The organism is Chloroflexota bacterium (assembly GCA_016875535.1).
GTDB lineage: Bacteria > Chloroflexota > Dehalococcoidia > SHYB01 > SHYB01 > VGPF01.
The window spans coordinates 18,045-32,987 of the sequence record VGPF01000027.1; the positions used below are offsets into that span (position 1 = coordinate 18,045).

The 14,943-nt window shown below is 62.0% G+C and carries 15 protein-coding genes and 2 tRNA genes; 8 read left to right on the plus strand and 9 right to left on the minus strand.

Going from position 1 to position 14,943, the window contains the following annotated elements; all coding sequences use genetic code 11:
• Positions 1-41: 41 nt before the first annotated feature.
• Positions 42-830 carry a hypothetical protein gene (locus FJ039_08410; GenBank protein MBM4406187.1) on the plus strand — a complete coding sequence of 263 codons (789 nt, stop codon included), beginning with the start codon at positions 42-44 and terminating at the stop codon, positions 828-830.
• 21 nt (positions 831-851) lie between these two features.
• Here the strand turns inward: FJ039_08410 and FJ039_08415 are convergent.
• Positions 852-928: transfer RNA gene (locus FJ039_08415), tRNA-Arg, on the minus strand.
• A gap of 424 nt (positions 929-1,352) precedes the next feature.
• Between FJ039_08415 and FJ039_08420 the strand changes: the two genes are divergently transcribed.
• Positions 1,353-2,123 (plus strand): YHYH protein, encoded by a 771-nt coding sequence (locus tag FJ039_08420; protein MBM4406188.1) that lies wholly within the window; start codon positions 1,353-1,355, stop codon positions 2,121-2,123.
• A 78-nt stretch (positions 2,124-2,201) separates the two neighbouring features.
• A tRNA-Ala gene (locus FJ039_08425) sits at positions 2,202-2,277 on the plus strand.
• Positions 2,278-2,356: 79 nt separating this feature from the next.
• Here the strand turns inward: FJ039_08425 and FJ039_08430 are convergent.
• Positions 2,357-4,090, minus strand: coding sequence for an NAD+ synthase (locus FJ039_08430; GenBank protein MBM4406189.1), 1,734 nt, complete (start codon positions 4,088-4,090; stop codon positions 2,357-2,359).
• Positions 4,091-4,265: 175 nt separating this feature from the next.
• Here FJ039_08430 and FJ039_08435 point away from each other — a divergent pair, with 175 nt between their 5' ends.
• The 3 genes from FJ039_08435 (at position 4,266) to FJ039_08445 (ending at position 5,907) form a co-directional block, all read left to right on the plus strand.
• Entirely contained in the window at positions 4,266-4,514 is a 249-nt protein-coding gene (locus FJ039_08435; protein ID MBM4406190.1) for an aldehyde dehydrogenase family protein, read from the plus strand.
• Positions 4,515-4,683: 169 nt separating this feature from the next.
• On the plus strand, positions 4,684-4,992 hold the full coding sequence (locus tag FJ039_08440) for a metal-sulfur cluster assembly factor (protein MBM4406191.1): 309 nt from the start codon (positions 4,684-4,686) through the stop codon (positions 4,990-4,992).
• Between the two features lie 69 nt (positions 4,993-5,061).
• Positions 5,062-5,907 carry an Mrp/NBP35 family ATP-binding protein gene (locus FJ039_08445; protein ID MBM4406192.1) on the plus strand — a complete coding sequence of 282 codons (846 nt, stop codon included), beginning with the start codon at positions 5,062-5,064 and terminating at the stop codon, positions 5,905-5,907.
• A gap of 72 nt (positions 5,908-5,979) precedes the next feature.
• Here the strand turns inward: FJ039_08445 and FJ039_08450 are convergent, their stop codons facing one another.
• The 4 genes from FJ039_08450 to FJ039_08465 are packed head-to-tail and all read right to left on the minus strand — an operon-like array spanning position 5,980 to position 12,583.
• Positions 5,980-7,794 (minus strand): acetyl-CoA carboxylase carboxyl transferase subunit beta, encoded by a 1,815-nt coding sequence (locus FJ039_08450; GenBank protein MBM4406193.1) that lies wholly within the window; start codon positions 7,792-7,794, stop codon positions 5,980-5,982.
• A gap of 50 nt (positions 7,795-7,844) precedes the next feature.
• A complete protein-coding gene (locus FJ039_08455; GenBank protein ID MBM4406194.1) occupies positions 7,845-10,292 on the minus strand; it encodes a DNA translocase FtsK in 2,448 nt (815 codons plus the stop codon).
• Between the two features lie 12 nt (positions 10,293-10,304).
• Positions 10,305-11,957 (minus strand): ribonuclease J, encoded by a 1,653-nt coding sequence (locus FJ039_08460; GenBank protein MBM4406195.1) that lies wholly within the window; start codon positions 11,955-11,957, stop codon positions 10,305-10,307.
• A gap of 17 nt (positions 11,958-11,974) precedes the next feature.
• Positions 11,975-12,583 carry a uracil-DNA glycosylase gene (locus FJ039_08465; GenBank protein MBM4406196.1) on the minus strand — a complete coding sequence of 203 codons (609 nt, stop codon included), beginning with the start codon at positions 12,581-12,583 and terminating at the stop codon, positions 11,975-11,977.
• Between the two features lie 245 nt (positions 12,584-12,828).
• Between FJ039_08465 and FJ039_08470 the strand changes: the two genes are divergently transcribed.
• Entirely contained in the window at positions 12,829-13,323 is a 495-nt protein-coding gene (locus tag FJ039_08470; protein MBM4406197.1) for an N-acetyltransferase family protein, read from the plus strand.
• Here the strand turns inward: FJ039_08470 and FJ039_08475 are convergent, their stop codons facing one another.
• The 3 genes from FJ039_08475 to FJ039_08485 all read right to left on the minus strand — a co-directional run bounded on the left by FJ039_08475 (position 13,324) and on the right by FJ039_08485 (position 14,797).
• Complete coding sequence (locus tag FJ039_08475; GenBank protein MBM4406198.1) at positions 13,324-13,728, minus strand: response regulator; 405 nt, start codon at positions 13,726-13,728, stop codon at positions 13,324-13,326.
• Between the two features lie 292 nt (positions 13,729-14,020).
• Complete coding sequence (locus FJ039_08480; protein ID MBM4406199.1) at positions 14,021-14,407, minus strand: hypothetical protein; 387 nt, start codon at positions 14,405-14,407, stop codon at positions 14,021-14,023.
• Positions 14,408-14,419: 12 nt separating this feature from the next.
• Positions 14,420-14,797 (minus strand): hypothetical protein, encoded by a 378-nt coding sequence (locus FJ039_08485; protein MBM4406200.1) that lies wholly within the window; start codon positions 14,795-14,797, stop codon positions 14,420-14,422.
• Between FJ039_08485 and FJ039_08490 the strand changes: the two genes are divergently transcribed.
• On the plus strand, positions 14,694-14,943 hold a 250-nt coding region (locus tag FJ039_08490; GenBank protein MBM4406201.1), incomplete at its 3' end, for a transposase. The two genes, FJ039_08485 and FJ039_08490, sit on opposite strands and share 104 nt — an antisense overlap.

The window sequence follows — 14,943 nt, forward strand, 5'->3', positions numbered from 1 at the left end:
CAAACATCCTGCCGTGCCCGAGCCGAATCGCAGGCGTGGATATGCAAAATGCCTCCCCTTCGCTGCCCGTCTATTATCTGGCTGCTTCCACAGGGAGCGAAGGAGGCCGTATGGACTACTCGGCTTTTGCGAAGGAACACGAACTGGAAATCACGGTCAAGGATCGCGTCGCCCTGGTGAAATTCAATCGGCCTCACGTGCGCAACCAGATGACCTATGCCATGCATCGCGGCATCGAGCGCCTCTTGCCTGATCTCGGCATAGATCCCGATGTCGGTGCCATCGTGCTCACCGGCTCAGGCACCGATTTCACCGTCGGCGGCTCCAACCAGCAGAGCTACAAGACGGTGAAGGGCTTGGGGCTGGCCGTGGGCGGCGACCAGGGGATGCTGCAGGACGATTACGATTTCACGGCCTTCCCGGAGACGTACCATGTCGCAATCCAGGCCTATCAGGAGGCAGGGATCACGAATCCGCGCAAGGAGCTGAGCCTGGTGGAACTGCACGATTGCTTCACGATCACTGAGCTGATCACGTATGAGGACCTGCAGATCGCGCCGCGCGGGAAAGGGACGGCGGATGTGGCGGCAGGGACGTTCACGCTGGAGGGCGAACTGCCGGTGAACCCGGACGGGGGCCTGAAATGCTTCGGCCATCCCATCGGGGCGAGCGGGATACGGATGGTGTACGAAGCCTACAAGCAGATCCAGGGCAAGGCGGGGCCGCGACAGATCAAGGATGCGAAGCTGGCGCTGGCGCACAGCCTAGGCGGGGTACCGGGATCGTTCGCGTGCGGGGTCTCCATCGTCGGGCGCACGGACACGAAGTAACCGGCTCCGCAATGGAGTAAGTGGTGCCCCTGGGGTGATTTGAACACCCGGCCAACGGTTTAGGAAACCGCTGCTCTGTCCAACTGAGCTACAGGGGCTTGCCGGACTCTCACCAGATGCCGAGAGGGCGGCCTCAGTCGGCAAAAGTCATTGTCGCATCCGGGCCCACAAGGCGCAATGCGGCAGGGGCTGGAAAAACCCCTTGGCGCGAGGTTATACTATGTTCCACGTTGCGTCAGGGGGAAACAGCAACGCTGGAATGGGTCGTCCGTGATGCGCCACTTCCTCCCCCTTCTATCCGCTTCTTTGCTTGTCCTGTTGACGCTGGCCGCCTGCACGAGCGACGATGCTTCTGAGCAACCGACCGCCACGGCAACCAGCGCACCAATGCAGGCGACGGCCACACCGACGGCTGTGCCCCCAACGGTGACGCGCGCGGCGCAGCTGACAGCCGTGCCGCCGACTATCGCCGCCACGGCGATCCCCGCGCCGACGGCGACACAAGCGCCCCCGCCGACGCCGATTCAGGCGCCGACAGCAACGCTACCACCTCCGGCGACGCCCACACCAACCCCGGCGCCTGCTACGCCTACCGCAACGCTGCGGCCGACGCCGACACCCGCGCCGACGGCTGCAGCAGCCACGAACCCGCTCGTCGCGGCCTTCGCGCGGCTCTCTACCAGCGTCACCGTGCGGCAGGAGGGAGGCTTCTGGGTCATCACCTCCAACAGCACGCCGAACCACCCAAGCCCATATTTTCCGAGGACGGATAGTCGCTACCAGGCCTACAACGGGACGAACCTCCAGTATGCCCAGAACCCGAACCAGATCGTCGCGACGACACTAATCTGTCGGATCCCTGTTGAGCCAGGGCGCGCCGCGTCCACAACCGCGACCCAAGGCGGGCCCATCGGCATCGCCATCAACGGCGTGCCGTTCTTCAACCAGTACGCCGCGATGAATGCGCCGCTGACGATGGAGATCAACTCCTTTGACCAGTACGGCGGCCACCCGCAACAGTTCGGGCAGTACCACTACCACGTGGAACCGACGGCGCTGACGGCGCAATTCGGCAAGGGGGCCTTATTGGGCTATCTCTTGGACGGCTTCCCCGTCTACGGGCCTGAGGAGAACGGCCGGACGCTCCGCAGCAGCGACCTGGACGCGAACCACGGGCATACGCACGCGACGGCGGAGTATCCGAACGGCATCTACCACTACCACTTCACCGCAGATAACCCATACCTCAACGGCACGGGCTTTTACGGGACGCCAGGGACAACGACCCGCTAGGCCATACGATGACGCAGCGGGGGCAGGGGAAAGACACCGCAACGGCAACGCGGTATACTTTTAGAGTTGTCCTGGTGAGGGGATATAGCTCAGTTGGTAGAGCACGTCGTTCGCAACGACGGGGTCGGGGGTTCGAATCCCCCTATCTCCACCATCCACCCCACTCCCTTGGTTCTCAGAGCGAGGCTTCCTCCACGCCTTGAGGCAAGGACGCACCCCAAGCCTGGCCACGACTAAAAGGCCTTGTACTTGTTGACGATGGGGAGGCGACGATCGCGGCCGAAGGCCCGGGGGGTGATCTTCACACCGGGCGGGGCCTGGCGGCGTTTGTACTCGTTACGGTCCACTTGGGTCATGACGCGCTTCACGTGAGCCTCCGCAAAGCCCATAGCCAAGAGGTCAGCGTAGCTCTTTTCCTCTTCCACATAGGCCTTCAGGATCGGGTCTAGGATGCTGAATGGAAGGAGCGACTCTTCTGTGCGCTGATCGGCCTTCAGCTCGGGGCTGGCGGGCTTGGTGAGGATCCGCTCCGGGATCAAAGCCTTACCCGCAGCCCGGTTCCGATACCTCGCCAGCTCATAGACCACCGTCTTCTGCACGTCCTTGATGACCGCATAGCCGCCCGACATATCGCCGTACAGAGTCGCGAAGCCCATCGCCAATTCCGTCTTGTTGCCCGTTGCTAAGACGAGCCATCCGAACTTGTTGGAGATGGCCATAAGGATGTTGCCCCTGATGCGAGACTGGATGTTCTCCTCAGCCACGTTGGCTTCTGTGCCCTCGAACATGCCTCCAAGCATGGAGAGCATCGCCTCGAAGGCGGGTTCAATGCCGATTACATGGAATTCGATGCCTAAGTTCTTCGCCAAAGCGCTCGCGTCCTCCAAACTTGCTTTGGAGCTGTAGCGGGAGGGCATGCCGATGCCGACGACTCTCTCTGGGCCAAGGGCGTCCGTGGCGATGCTGGCAACGAGCGAGGAGTCTATGCCTCCCGAGAGGCCTAAGAGGACACGCTTGAAACCGTTCTTGCGAACGTAATCGCGGACGCCGGTGACGATGGCCTTGTAGGTCTCAGCGATCGGCTCCAGGGGCGCAGGTTTCTGCGCAGGTAGGGGAGGGCGTTTCGCGGCGGGAGGCGCATCCAGGGGAATGACAGGGGCGGTGACGCCCTCCGGAAGCGCGCCGTGCTTCACTTTGCGGTGGAGCGGGCTGCGCAGGCGATGGCCCATGAGGGAAGTGAGGCTCAGATCGGCGACGACCATGTCCTCTTCAAAGGTCTTGCCGCGCGCAATGGCCTCACCATCCGGGTCGAAGATCACGCTGTTGCCGTCAAAGACCAGCTCGTCCTGGCCGCCGGCGATGTTCACGTAGCAGACGTAGATGCCGTGGTCTATGGCACGGGTGGCGACGAACTTTTCGCGAAAGCCGACCTTCCCGGCGTAGTAGGGCGAGCCGTTGATGGTGACGATGACCTGCGCGCCCGCGTTCGCCTGGTGAAGCGTCGGGCCGCCGGGGTACCAGATATCCTCGCAGATGTTGACGCCCACCGTCACGCCACCGATGTTGAAGACGGGGCAGCTGTGGCCGGCCTTGAAGTAGCGGTCCTCATCAAAGACGCCATAGGTGGGGAGATACATCTTGCGATAGACGCCTGCGAGCTTGCCATCGTGCAGGATGGCCGCGGCGTTGTAGATATCCCTATCGGCATCCACAAAGCCGACGACGGCAGTGATCCCTTTGCTGGCCGGAAGCAGGCCCTCCAGGCGGGCGCGGTTATCGGCGATGAACTGGGGCTTGAAGAGCAGGTCCTCCGGCGGATAGCCGGTGATGGTCAGCTCCGGGAAGGCGACGAGGTTCGCGCCCAGAGACTTGGCCGTGGCGATACCCTGGCGCACCTTTTCGGTGTTTCCATCGAGATCACCGACCGTCATGTTGATCTGGGCAAGCGCGACGCGGAATGTGGACACGCTGGTCACCTGTGACCCCGATCCCGGAGGGGAAAGACGTTTCGACGATTATACCAGGGGCAGCTGACGGCCTCACCATCCGAATCTCCAGGCGAGCCCGCTTCCCGCCAGGTGTAGACTTCACGTAAGGGGAGAAGGAGGTGCGTATGGCAAACAAGAACTACATCGGCGGCAGGTGGGTGACAACAGAGGCGGTCTTCCCCAGCATCAACCCGGCAAACACGGACGATGTGCTCGGCGAATTCCCGGCATCGTCGGGGCGGGAGGCCATCAGGCAGTCCAAGCGGCGCGGGAGGCATTTCCCGCCTGGCGGAAGCTCTCGCGGATCAATCGCGGTGAGTTCATTGACGCCTTCGCGCAGCTGGCGAAATCGCGGACGGAATTGCTCGCACGCCTTCTGGCGAGAGAGTCGGCACGAGCCTGAGTGAGGCCCGCGCGGATGCTATCGAGGGCATCCGGGTCCCGGGGCATAGAAGGCCCCAAGAGGCTATATTGTTGATTGACTTGGTAAACAATCATTGGTAGAATGGCTCCGACTCAGGGGAAAGTCTGTGCTATCATGCTCGTTGCCCCCGGAGCCTAAGGAGACAGCCATGTCCGCCGTGACAAAAGACCAGGTCCTCGAACGCCTCAAAGAGGTCTTTGACCCAGAGATCCCCTACAACATCGTTGATCTGGGGCTTGTCTACGACGTGACGGTGAAGGACAACAAGACCGTTGATGTGACGATGACGCTCACGTTCCCCGGCTGCGGCATGGGGCCGTATATCGCCAACAACGTCCGTGAAAAGATTTTGGAAATCGAAGGGATCGAGGATGCGAACGTAGAGATGACGTTCGACCCGCCGTGGAGCCCGGACAAGATTTCACCCTCGGTCAAACAAGAGCTCGGCATCGAGTAAGAACAGCCTCCGGAAGCCCTTGGCCCATGGCTAAGGGCTTTTGCTTGCGCAGCGCGATAAGGAGCCCCTATGCAGCAGCATGACCACGACCACGGGCATTCGCACGGCCCACGGCCGATGCAAGGCCCCGGGCCTGACGCCAAGGCGCGCATCGAGGCGATGAAGCGTCAATTCGCGCAGAAAAAGCGCATCAGCGAGCGGCTGGCAAAGATAAAGAACAAGGTCGCTGTCTATAGCGGCAAGGGCGGCGTAGGCAAGAGCACAGTCGCGGTGAACCTGGCGGTGCTTCTTGCTCAACGCGGCAAGGCTGTCGGCCTCCTAGATGCCGACATTGACTGCCCGAACTGCCTGAAGCTCCTGAAGGCTGATTCTCAGCCGGATGTCATTGACGGGCAGATCACGCCCGCGGTCATGCACGGAGTCAAGGTCGTCTCCATGGCTTCCTTCCAGAGGAACGAGGAGGAGGCGATCATCTTCCGCGGCCCGATGATCCACAACGCCCTGACGCAGTTCATCGAAGTGACGGATTGGGGCGACTTGGACTATCTCATCATAGACATGCCGCCTGGGACATCGGACGCCGCGCTGACGGTGATGCAAACCCTCCAGCTGGACGGCTTCATCATCGTGACGACGCCACAGGAGCTGGCCATCCTGGACGCGAAGCGCTCCATCAACATGATCAAGAAGCTGAATGTGAAGGTCCTTGGCGTGGTGGAAAACATGGCGGGCGACATCTTCGGCAAGGGCGGCGGCGAAAAGCTGGCCAAAGAGGCAGGCGTGCCCTTCCTTGGAAGCATCGAGCTGCGGAGCGCCTTCCGCGAGCCGCCCAAGCCTGTGGCGCTAGTGGACAAGAGCGCGCGCCGTGAGCTCGATGCGGTGTTGGACCATCTGAAGACGCCGCAGGTGGTGTAGCGACTGGTTTTAGTGAAACCAAAAGGGCGAGCCTGAGGCTCGCCCTTTTCCGTTCTGTGCGTGGCGGCGGCCCTACCGCCTGTTCCCGTTCTCCCGCTTCTTGACGCGGCGGTTGGGGTCGGGCTCGCGGCCAAGGACGCGGTCAATAGTGTCCTGCACGCTGTTGACAAAGGACTCCTGGGCCTTATCCGCCTCGGAGGCAAGAGCGACTTCGAAGAGCGTGCCATAAGAGCCCATCTTCCGGAACTTCTTCGCGCGGCTGCGCAAGAGCGTGCGCGTAAATGTCATCTGCACGTCCAGGAGCGCCTGCACAAGCAATCGCTCCAGCTGGCGCGCCGCCTCGCCGATGTTCGTGTGGGCGCCCTCTTCCGGCTCCGGCACCACGCCGTCCACGATCCCAAGGTCCATGCAATCCTCCGCAGTTAACTTGAGCGAAGCGGCAACGGAGTCGGCCCGGGCGGAATCGCGGTAGAGGATGAGGGCCGCCGCCTCGGGCGAGATGGGTGTGTAGATGGAGTTCTCCATCATCAAGATGCGGTCGGCGACGCTGAAGGCCAGAGCCGCCTCGCTGCCGCCTTCGCCGATGATGGCGGCGATGACGGGCGTCGGCAGCTCAGCCATATCGCCCACCATCAGGCCGAAAGCTCCCGCCAAGCCGCGCTCCTCACCCTCTAGTCCAGGATAAGCGCCCGGCGTGTCCACGAAGGTGACCAGAGGCAGGCGGAACTTTGCGGCCAGGCGCATCGCCCGGCGAGCCTTCCGGAAACCTTCCGGATAGATATACCCCTCATGATGCGCGCCGCTCTGCTCCTTCTTTCCACGGTCCTGGCCGATGACCATGACGGCTTCGCCGGCAAGATAGCCGATGCCGGTGATCACCGCCGGGTCGTCGCCGTGGATGCGGTCGCCGTGAAGCTCGATGAAGTTCGAGACGATGCGCTCGATGTAGTCGCGGGAGGTGGGCCGCTGCTCGTGACGCGCAAGCTGGACGCGCTCCCACGCAGGGGCGGCAGGGCGCTCCACCGTGCGCAAGCGGCTGCGGTTCGCGATGGTGAGGCGGTATTTGAAGCCGAGAAGATCGAGCGCAAGCGCCAGCTGCTGCTTCAAGCGGCGCCGGTCCACGATAGCATCGATCATGCCGTGGGCCAGATAAAAGTCGGCTGTCTGGAACTCCTGGGGTGTCTTGCCTTCTTTCGTCGCCGCTTCCGCCAGGCGCTTCGGCGCAAAGCCGATGATCGCCCCCGGCTCGGCATAGACGATATCGGCCATGCTCATAGAGGCGGCCAGAAGGTGGCCGGAGGTGGGACTCGAAAGGATGGAGATGAAGGGGATGCCCTGCTTGCTCAGTCTCCGGAGGGCCATCACAATCTTGGGCATCTGCATCAGGGCAAGAACGCCCTCCTGGATGCGAGGGGTGCCCCCGCTGGCGATAAGGACAAACGGCAGCCGCCTTCGCGAGGCTGCCTCAGCCGCTTTGGTGATCTTTTCGCCGACGGCGCTGCCGATGCTGCCGCCCATAAAGGCATAGTCCAGCACCGAAAGGACAGCCTCAACACCGCCGATGTGCCCAGTGCCTGTAATGACGGCCTCGGCTATGCCGGTGACGCGTTGGGCCTCCGCGATGCGCTCCTTATAGGGAACACGGTCAGCAAAGGAGAGCGGGTCCAGGGGAACAAGGGACTCGTTGATCTCGCGGAAGGTGCGCGGGTCAACCAGGGCTTCGATGCGCTGGGACGCGCTGATGGTGTAATGGAAGCGGCAGTAGGGACAGACGTGGTAGCGATGATAGAGGACGGCGGACGCCAAATCACCGCCGCACGAGATGCACTTTTCGAGCTTATCGTGCGGTTGGGGCGCTGAAGCTGCCTCTTTCGCCTCTTTGGCCATCGCAGGGCTCCCACAAAGCCCATATGCGCCGAACGCGGAAGCCGCCCTCGCTACGCCACTTCTTCAGTTGCGACTGCGTAGCCTTCACGCTCGAGCTGCTCCACCAGACGCTTGGCTTTAGTATAGCCCACCTGGAGCCGTTTTTGTAAGAGCGAAGGGGAGACGCGCGTCCCTTGGCCGGCGATGGCCCGAGCCTTGGCGAGAAGCAGGTCTTCGCCGGACGCGACGGCTCCGGGTCCTGGCGATGCTTGCACGGGCACGGTCTTTGAAGGCGGAGGCGGCGGGCTGGCATTGTTGAGGCCGTTGTAGCCCTCCTCTTCATCGTCGCCTTCGTCCTCATCCAAATGCTGGGCGATGGAGCCTTGGGCATTGGGCGAATTGGCCATTTGGGTGACATCCTTGAAGAGATCGGGCGGGCGAGGCACGTCATCCTGGCTGTTCCAGGCGTGGACGATCTTCTCGATCTCGCGATCAGAGACAAAGACTCCCTGGACGCGCGCCGGCTTCTGGGCATCCTGGGGCTGGTAGAGCATATCGCCCTTGCCCAGGAGCTTCTCCGCGCCGACGGCATCGAGGATTGTGCGCGAGTCCACCTGGGAGGAGACGGCGAAGGCGATGCGCGTGGGGAAGTTGGCCTTGATGAGGCCCGTGACCACGTTCACTGAGGGGCGCTGGGTGGCGACGATGAGGTGGATGCCGGTGGCGCGGCCAAGCTGGGCCAAGCGGGTGAGCGCGTGCTCCACATCCATAGGCGCCGTCATCATCAGATCGGCCAATTCGTCTATGCAGATGACCAGGAAGGGCATCGGCTCCGCCACCTGCTTGCTCCTGTTGTAGGCCTCGATATTGCGAACGCCTACAGCCGCCAGCTTCTTATAGCGCTCGCTCATCTCCCAGAGCGCCCACTTCAGCGCGCTGACGACCTGGTCTACGTCCACGATGACCGGAGTGACAAGGTGCGGGATGCTGTTATAGGGCGTCAGCTCTACGCGCTTGGGGTCCACCATCAGGAAGCGGACATCCTTCGGCGTGGCGTACATGAGGATGGACGCGATAGTCGCGTTCATGCAGACGCTCTTGCCGGAGCCGGTGGCGCCTGCAACAAGGACGTGCGGCATCTTCGCCAGGTCAGCCACAACAGGCTCGCCGCCGGTACCCTTGCCCAGGGCGATAGCGAGCTTGCTCTTGGCACGCATCTTCTGAAAGGCGGCCGACTCCAATATGGAGCGGAAGCCGACGACTTCCGACTTCGAGTTCGGCACTTCGATACCGACCAGCGCCTTGCCGGGGATCGGCGCCTCGATGCGGAGGCTAGGCGTGGCGAGGGCCAGAGCAAGGTCCTTATCAAGGCCTGCGATGGCGTCAACCTTCACGCGCACCTTGGAGGTCTCTTCGCGCTTCACCACAGGCTCGCCATCCTCATCCACCATCAGTTTGCCGTCTTCATCGCGTAGGCGCACTTCCTTATACTTCCGGATCCAGCCGGGCTCCAGGCCGAACTGCGTGACGGCCGGGCCGGGGCTGATCTCCACCACCTTGGCCTCTATGCCGTGGCTGGCTATGGCCTCTTCGATGGCGGCGGCGCGCGACTTATTATCGGAATCGCTTGGCGAAGAGGAGGCGACGTGCTCCAAAACCTTGATCGAGGGGAGCCGCCAGCCGCCGTTGTCAGCCTGTTTCTCCAGATAGTCTTTGCCGTCCTCCATCAGTTCGCCGCTTGCAGACAGTTTCTGCTTCTTCTGCTTGGGAGGCTTTGCCTCTTTGGCCTTCTGCTCCGCGGCCTCGACCGTCGCCTGCTTCTCCGTCCCTTCCGTGGGAGCGGCTGCGACCCCATCTCCGGAAGGCGCTTGGGCCAAGCTCTCGGGAACGGCGATCCCGCGGCGGCGGTCCAGCCAACCTTTGAGCGCATCGCCGGTCCAGATGGTGGCAAAGACGAACTTGCCCCACGCCTTCTTGATGCCGATGAAGAGATACCGCGCGCCGTGATGGGTAAGCCACCCCATCGCCACCGAGGCCCTAGCGACCGCCCACGCGGCCTGCGACGGCGCGATGAAGATCAACCCGAGTATCCCAAGAAAGGCGACGCGGAAACCGCCGCCGACATGGGGCGCGCCAAGGATATGGCCGCCCATGTAGCCACCCACGCTCGCCTCCGCCAGCGCGCCGGCGCCGGTAAAGAAGAAGCACAGTGCGCCCCACAACATCATGGCGATCAGCGCCGCGCCTATCCACAGGTTCCACCTGCGGATAACGGACATGGGCCGCCCGGAGAACGCGGCGATAAAGACGATCGCAAAGGGAACGGCGATGAGGCTGCCGAAGCCGATATTCCGCCACCAGGTGGCGTGGGTGAAATAAAGGAGCGCGCCAAAGCCGATGAGGAGGAGCCCGGCGAGCATCTCGTGCCAAACGGAGACGGTAAAGAGGCTCTTGATAGCGCCGCCCGGAGAGGCGGCGAAACTCTTGATTGCTCCTAAAGGTCCGCTTGTTCTTGCCACGGCGCGCCTCCGCTATAGCCCCATCGCCACCGGGATGATCATCGGGCGACGCTTTGTCGCCTTGTAGAAGAACTGGCCCAAGGCCTCTTTGACCTTGGTCTGGACAAAGGGAATCTCCACCTGGCCCATATCATGGCTTAGGGTCTCAATGATCAGGCCCTTCGCCTGGGTCAGCACCTGGCTCTCTTCTTCCTCAAGAAAGCCGTACGAGACGATCTCAGGCTTGCGGACAGGCCGCGAGGTGCGGCTGTCTACAACGAGGAAGACGACGACGATGCCATCCTTGGAGAGCATCCGCCTGTCCCGAAGGACCACGCTCTCAGTTTCCCATCGCCCAAGGCCGTCCACGTAGATAGGCCCGGACTGAACACGCCCATGGCGATGGGCGTGTTCATGGTCAAGCTCCAGAACATCGCCATCTTCCATGATGAACGTTCTCTTCTCGCTGATGCCCAGAGACTTGGCGATGGCCGCATGGGCCACAAGGTGGCGGTACTCCCCATGGATCGGAACAAAGTGCTTCGGCTTGGTGAGGCTGATCATCGTCTTGAGCTCTTCCTGCGCGGCGTGGCCATGGACGTGGACAGTGTCCATCCGGTCATTGATGACCTTCACGCCAAGGCGCAGGAGGTTATCCACCGTTTTGTGAACAAGGGTCTCGTTGCCGGGGATGGGCGTGGCGGAGATGATGACCGTATCGCCCTCCCGCAGCGCTACTTCGCGATGGTCCTCATTCGCCATGCGCACGAGCGCGGAGGTCGGCTCGCCCTGGGCGCCGGTGGTGATGATGACCACCCGGTTAGGCGGCAGCATCTCCACTTCATCAATGCGCGCCAGCGTCCCTTCCGGGAACTTCAAGTAGCCGAGCTTGAGCGCCATCTGCACGTTCTCCACCATGCTGCGCCCCACGATGGCGATGCGCCGGTTGTGCTTGATGGCCGCCTCCGCTATCTGCTGAACGCGTGAGATCAGGGAGGCGAAGGTGGCGACGATAACGCGCCCCTCAGCCTGGCCGATCACGCGCAGCATCGTCTCGCCCACCAGCTGCTCTGAGGGCGTGAAACCCTGGACTTCGGCGTAGGTGGAGTCTGACATCAAGAGCGCCACACCCTCGCTGCCGAAGGAGGCCAGCTTCGCCAGGTCGGAGGCGCGGCCGTCCACCGGCGTGTGGTCGAACTTGAAATCGCCGGTGTGGATAACGGTTCCCACAGGCGTGCGGATGGCCACGCCCATCGCGTCCGGGATGCTGTGGCACACGCGGAAGAACTCCACATCGAACTTGCCCATGCGGATGCGCTCGCCAGGCCGTATCTCCTCGATGGGCGCATCCTTGAGGCCCTTGCTCTCCCGGAGCTTCACTCTGATGAGCCCGTGGGTAAGGCGGGAGGCATAGACCGGGGCCTCGAACTCGCCGAGGACGTAGGGCAGCGCGCCGATGTGGTCCTCGTGTCCGTGGGTGACGGCGATGCCGCGGAACTTTTCGGCCTTTTCCCGAAGGTAGGTCATGTCGGGGATGACAAGGTCCACCCCCAGCATCTCCTCGTCAGGGAACATGACGCCTGCGTCTACGGCGATGATGTCATCCCCGTATTCAAGGAGCATCATGTTCTTGCCTATCTCGCCCAGGCCGCCTAAGGGTATGACTCGCAGTTTCTCTTTACTCATGCACACTCGCTCATGGCCTAGAAAAGGCCCAGTTGTTTCGGCTCCGTCTTAGCCTCTTCCACTTTTGCCGCTTCCTTCAGGATTTGGGGGATCTTTTTGAAGTCACTCTGCAGGGTCTGCTTCAAGCTCTGCTGGTAAAGCGCCGCCGCCGGATGGTGGACCGGCAGAACAACCACACCGCCGATCTTGCGCGGCGAACCGTGGACCTTGCTGATGGAGTCACCAGGGAAAAACTTCGCCATGGAGTACCGCCCCAGCGTCACGATGACTTTGGGACTGATAAGCCGTATCTGCTCGTTGAGCCAGTCCGAGCAGGCGGTAATCTCGGCCGGCAAGGGGTCGCGATTTCCGGGCGGCCTGCATTTGACGACATTGGCGATAAAGACGTCCGACCGCTTCATCCCGATGGAGGCGATCAGTTCGTCAAGCAACTTTCCTGCTTGGCCCACAAAGGGGCGTCCCTGCTGGTCCTCGTTGTAGCCCGGTCCCTCGCCGATGAACATTACTTGGGCCTTCTCGCTGCCCTCGCCGGGGACAACGCGGGTACGCTGCTTGGAGAGCTCGCAAGCGGTGCAAGAGAGGCACGACTGATGAAGGGCGGACAGCGATTCGTACTGCTGCGCCATATTGGACTCAGTTCAAAACTTTCTTATATAGTAATAGTAGCACCCGGACTCCGAGGTCACAAGAAGCCGGATCGTGTCTTATGTAGAGTATACAGAAAACTGCGACTTTTGGGCCGCCTTCTTCTGTACGGAGGAACGCAGCCGAACGACCCGAGTTAGGGCTGATCATACGCGTGACGCGATTTGAGGCTCTTCAGATGCCTTGCTAGACTAGCCGCCCGCATCAAAGCGCAGAAAGCACCACGATGGAAGCAATTACGATCCGCCTTGCGAAGGAAAGTGACCTTGCAAAAATCAACGATATCTACAACTACTACGTTCTCAACTCGACCTGCACCTATCAGACGGAGCCGGAGACTGCGGCAGGACGCGCCGCTTGGTTCAGCATGCACGGGCCCAAGCACCCGGTCACCATCGCCGAGCTTGGAGGCAACGTCGTCGGCTGGGGCTCGCTCTCCAAGTTCCACCCTCGGGAGGCCTATAGCCGAACGGTGGAAGACTCTGTCTATGTGCAGGAAGGGCTACACGGCAGGGGGATCGGCAGCGCATTGATGCGCGATATGGTGGAGCGGGCGAAAGGGCTAGGCCATCACACCATCATCGCAGCGGTTGATTCAGAGCAGCCTGCAAGCATGGCCTTGCACAAGAAATTCGGCTTCCTGCATGCCGGCCTCCTACGGGAAGCCGGTTTCAAGTTCGGCAAATGGCTGGATGCCCTCTACCTTCAGCGGATGCTGTGATCACTGCTTATCGAACAGCCCTGAAAAGGCGTTCTCTTGCTCGGGGGTGAGCTCGGCGGCCGATGCCGTCTTGGCCGCAAGCCGGAGCAAGTCCTGCACCCGCTGATACGCCTCTGTTGGGGTGAATGGCTTCGCAAGGAAACCGTCAGCGCCCAAGTCAAAGGCGACCCGAAAGACCGCCTTCCGAGCAAGCCCCGTCAGCATCAACACACGGGCGGGCCGCGTTGCCGGATCGGCCTTCACCTCACGCAAGACCTCCCAGCCAAGCATGTCCGGCATCACCACGTCCAGAAGGATGACCGCAGGGCGTTCCTTCCTGGCCATGGCCAGAGCCTCCTGGCCGCTCCTGGCAAAGAGCAATGTGCAGCTGGCGCGCGCCAGCGTGGCGCGGAGGAGATCGCGCATGTCTCCCTCGTCATCCACAATCAAGATCTTTGGCGGCGGCGATGCAGTCACGATCTTTACACCCGGTCGCAATGCATTGCCAGAGCTTCACGCCCCGGCATGGGAATGAAGCGAGCCCCAGCCGGCGTTTTCCCGGCAAACGGTTGGCCTATGCTCTTCCCTCCCACGTTGCCATGCTGGGATGGGCCTTCCGTTTTCCCACAGAAGTGATGGTACACCAAGGGCCCTGAGGCGACTTGATGGCTGGCATGTATGTTTCCCATGAAGCTGACTCGTCTCCCACGTTTTCGCACTAACCTTCCTCCGCCACGCGGACCGTTACGGCGCTGGAGGCAATGACACTTGCGTCCACCGGCTTGCCCAGGAACGGGACGACCGTATTGTAGGTCCCCTGCTCTTGCAGCGGCGTTCGCGTCAGCCCGCAACTGACAAGATGCCGCTCGGCGTTGCGCAGGGCCACCGCAACTTCATACTCTGCTTGAGTCCACGCCACCCATTCAATCGTTGCCGCCGCGATGCCCCCAGTCGCATCTATCTCCCAGCGCCGTACGGAGGCACTCCCCAGCTCTGTGCCGTCCGGCGAAAGAAGGATGCCGTCACGGGCGGTATCCATGGCAAAGATCGCGGTGGTGGCAAAGAGGATCCACACCAGGACCATGCACAGGGCAAAGCGCGACATCTCGTCCTTTCCTTAATGCAGTGGCGCACTCGAGTGTGCGTCTGTGATAGGTAGCTCCACGACGAAGGTTGCCCCCTTGCCGGCTTCGCTTACCGCGTACAGCCTGCCGCCATGCCCCGAGACGATCCGCTGGCTGATACTCAGCCCCAAACCCGAGCCCGTGGAGGGCTCTTTCGTCGTGAAAAACGGTTCGAAAATCTCCGCCAGGTGCTCCTCTCGGATACCGAGCCCGGAATCACGGAAAGAGAGACGGACGAACGCACCGATAGCGTGGCCGGTGATCCACATGACCTGCCCCCCAAAAACTAGACCAGGCGCAAAGTGGGAAAATGCCTGGACGGAAAGGGAGGCAGCGATGCCAAGGAAACGGTTTGCGGCAGAGGAGATCATCAACAAGCTCCGGGAAGCGGAGGTGCGCCTGGCCAGGGGAGAGACCGTGGCCCAGGTGTGCAAGGTCCTTGGGGTAACCGACCAGACCTTCTATCGGTGGCGACGGGAGTACGGCGGCCTGCGCATCGATCAAGCGAAGCGGCTCA

Excerpts from the sequence above, each read along its gene's own strand:
- FJ039_08410 (MBM4406187.1), top strand. The coding sequence starts at position 42 with ATGCAAAATGCCTCCCCTTCGCTGCCCGTCTATTATCTGGCTGCTTCC.
- FJ039_08440 (MBM4406191.1), top strand. The coding sequence starts at position 4,684 with ATGTCCGCCGTGACAAAAGACCAGGTCCTCGAACGCCTCAAAGAGGTC.
- FJ039_08445 (MBM4406192.1), top strand. The coding sequence starts at position 5,062 with ATGCAGCAGCATGACCACGACCACGGGCATTCGCACGGCCCACGGCCG.
- FJ039_08450 (MBM4406193.1), bottom strand. The coding sequence starts at position 7,794 with ATGGCCAAAGAGGCGAAAGAGGCAGCTTCAGCGCCCCAACCGCACGAT.
- FJ039_08460 (MBM4406195.1), bottom strand. The coding sequence starts at position 11,957 with ATGAGTAAAGAGAAACTGCGAGTCATACCCTTAGGCGGCCTGGGCGAG.
- FJ039_08465 (MBM4406196.1), bottom strand. The coding sequence starts at position 12,583 with ATGGCGCAGCAGTACGAATCGCTGTCCGCCCTTCATCAGTCGTGCCTC.
- FJ039_08470 (MBM4406197.1), top strand. The coding sequence starts at position 12,829 with ATGGAAGCAATTACGATCCGCCTTGCGAAGGAAAGTGACCTTGCAAAA.
- FJ039_08475 (MBM4406198.1), bottom strand. The coding sequence starts at position 13,728 with ATGCGCGATCTCCTCCGCGCCACGCTGGCGCGCGCCAGCTGCACATTG.
- FJ039_08480 (MBM4406199.1), bottom strand. The coding sequence starts at position 14,407 with ATGTCGCGCTTTGCCCTGTGCATGGTCCTGGTGTGGATCCTCTTTGCC.
- FJ039_08485 (MBM4406200.1), bottom strand. The coding sequence starts at position 14,797 with ATGATCTCCTCTGCCGCAAACCGTTTCCTTGGCATCGCTGCCTCCCTT.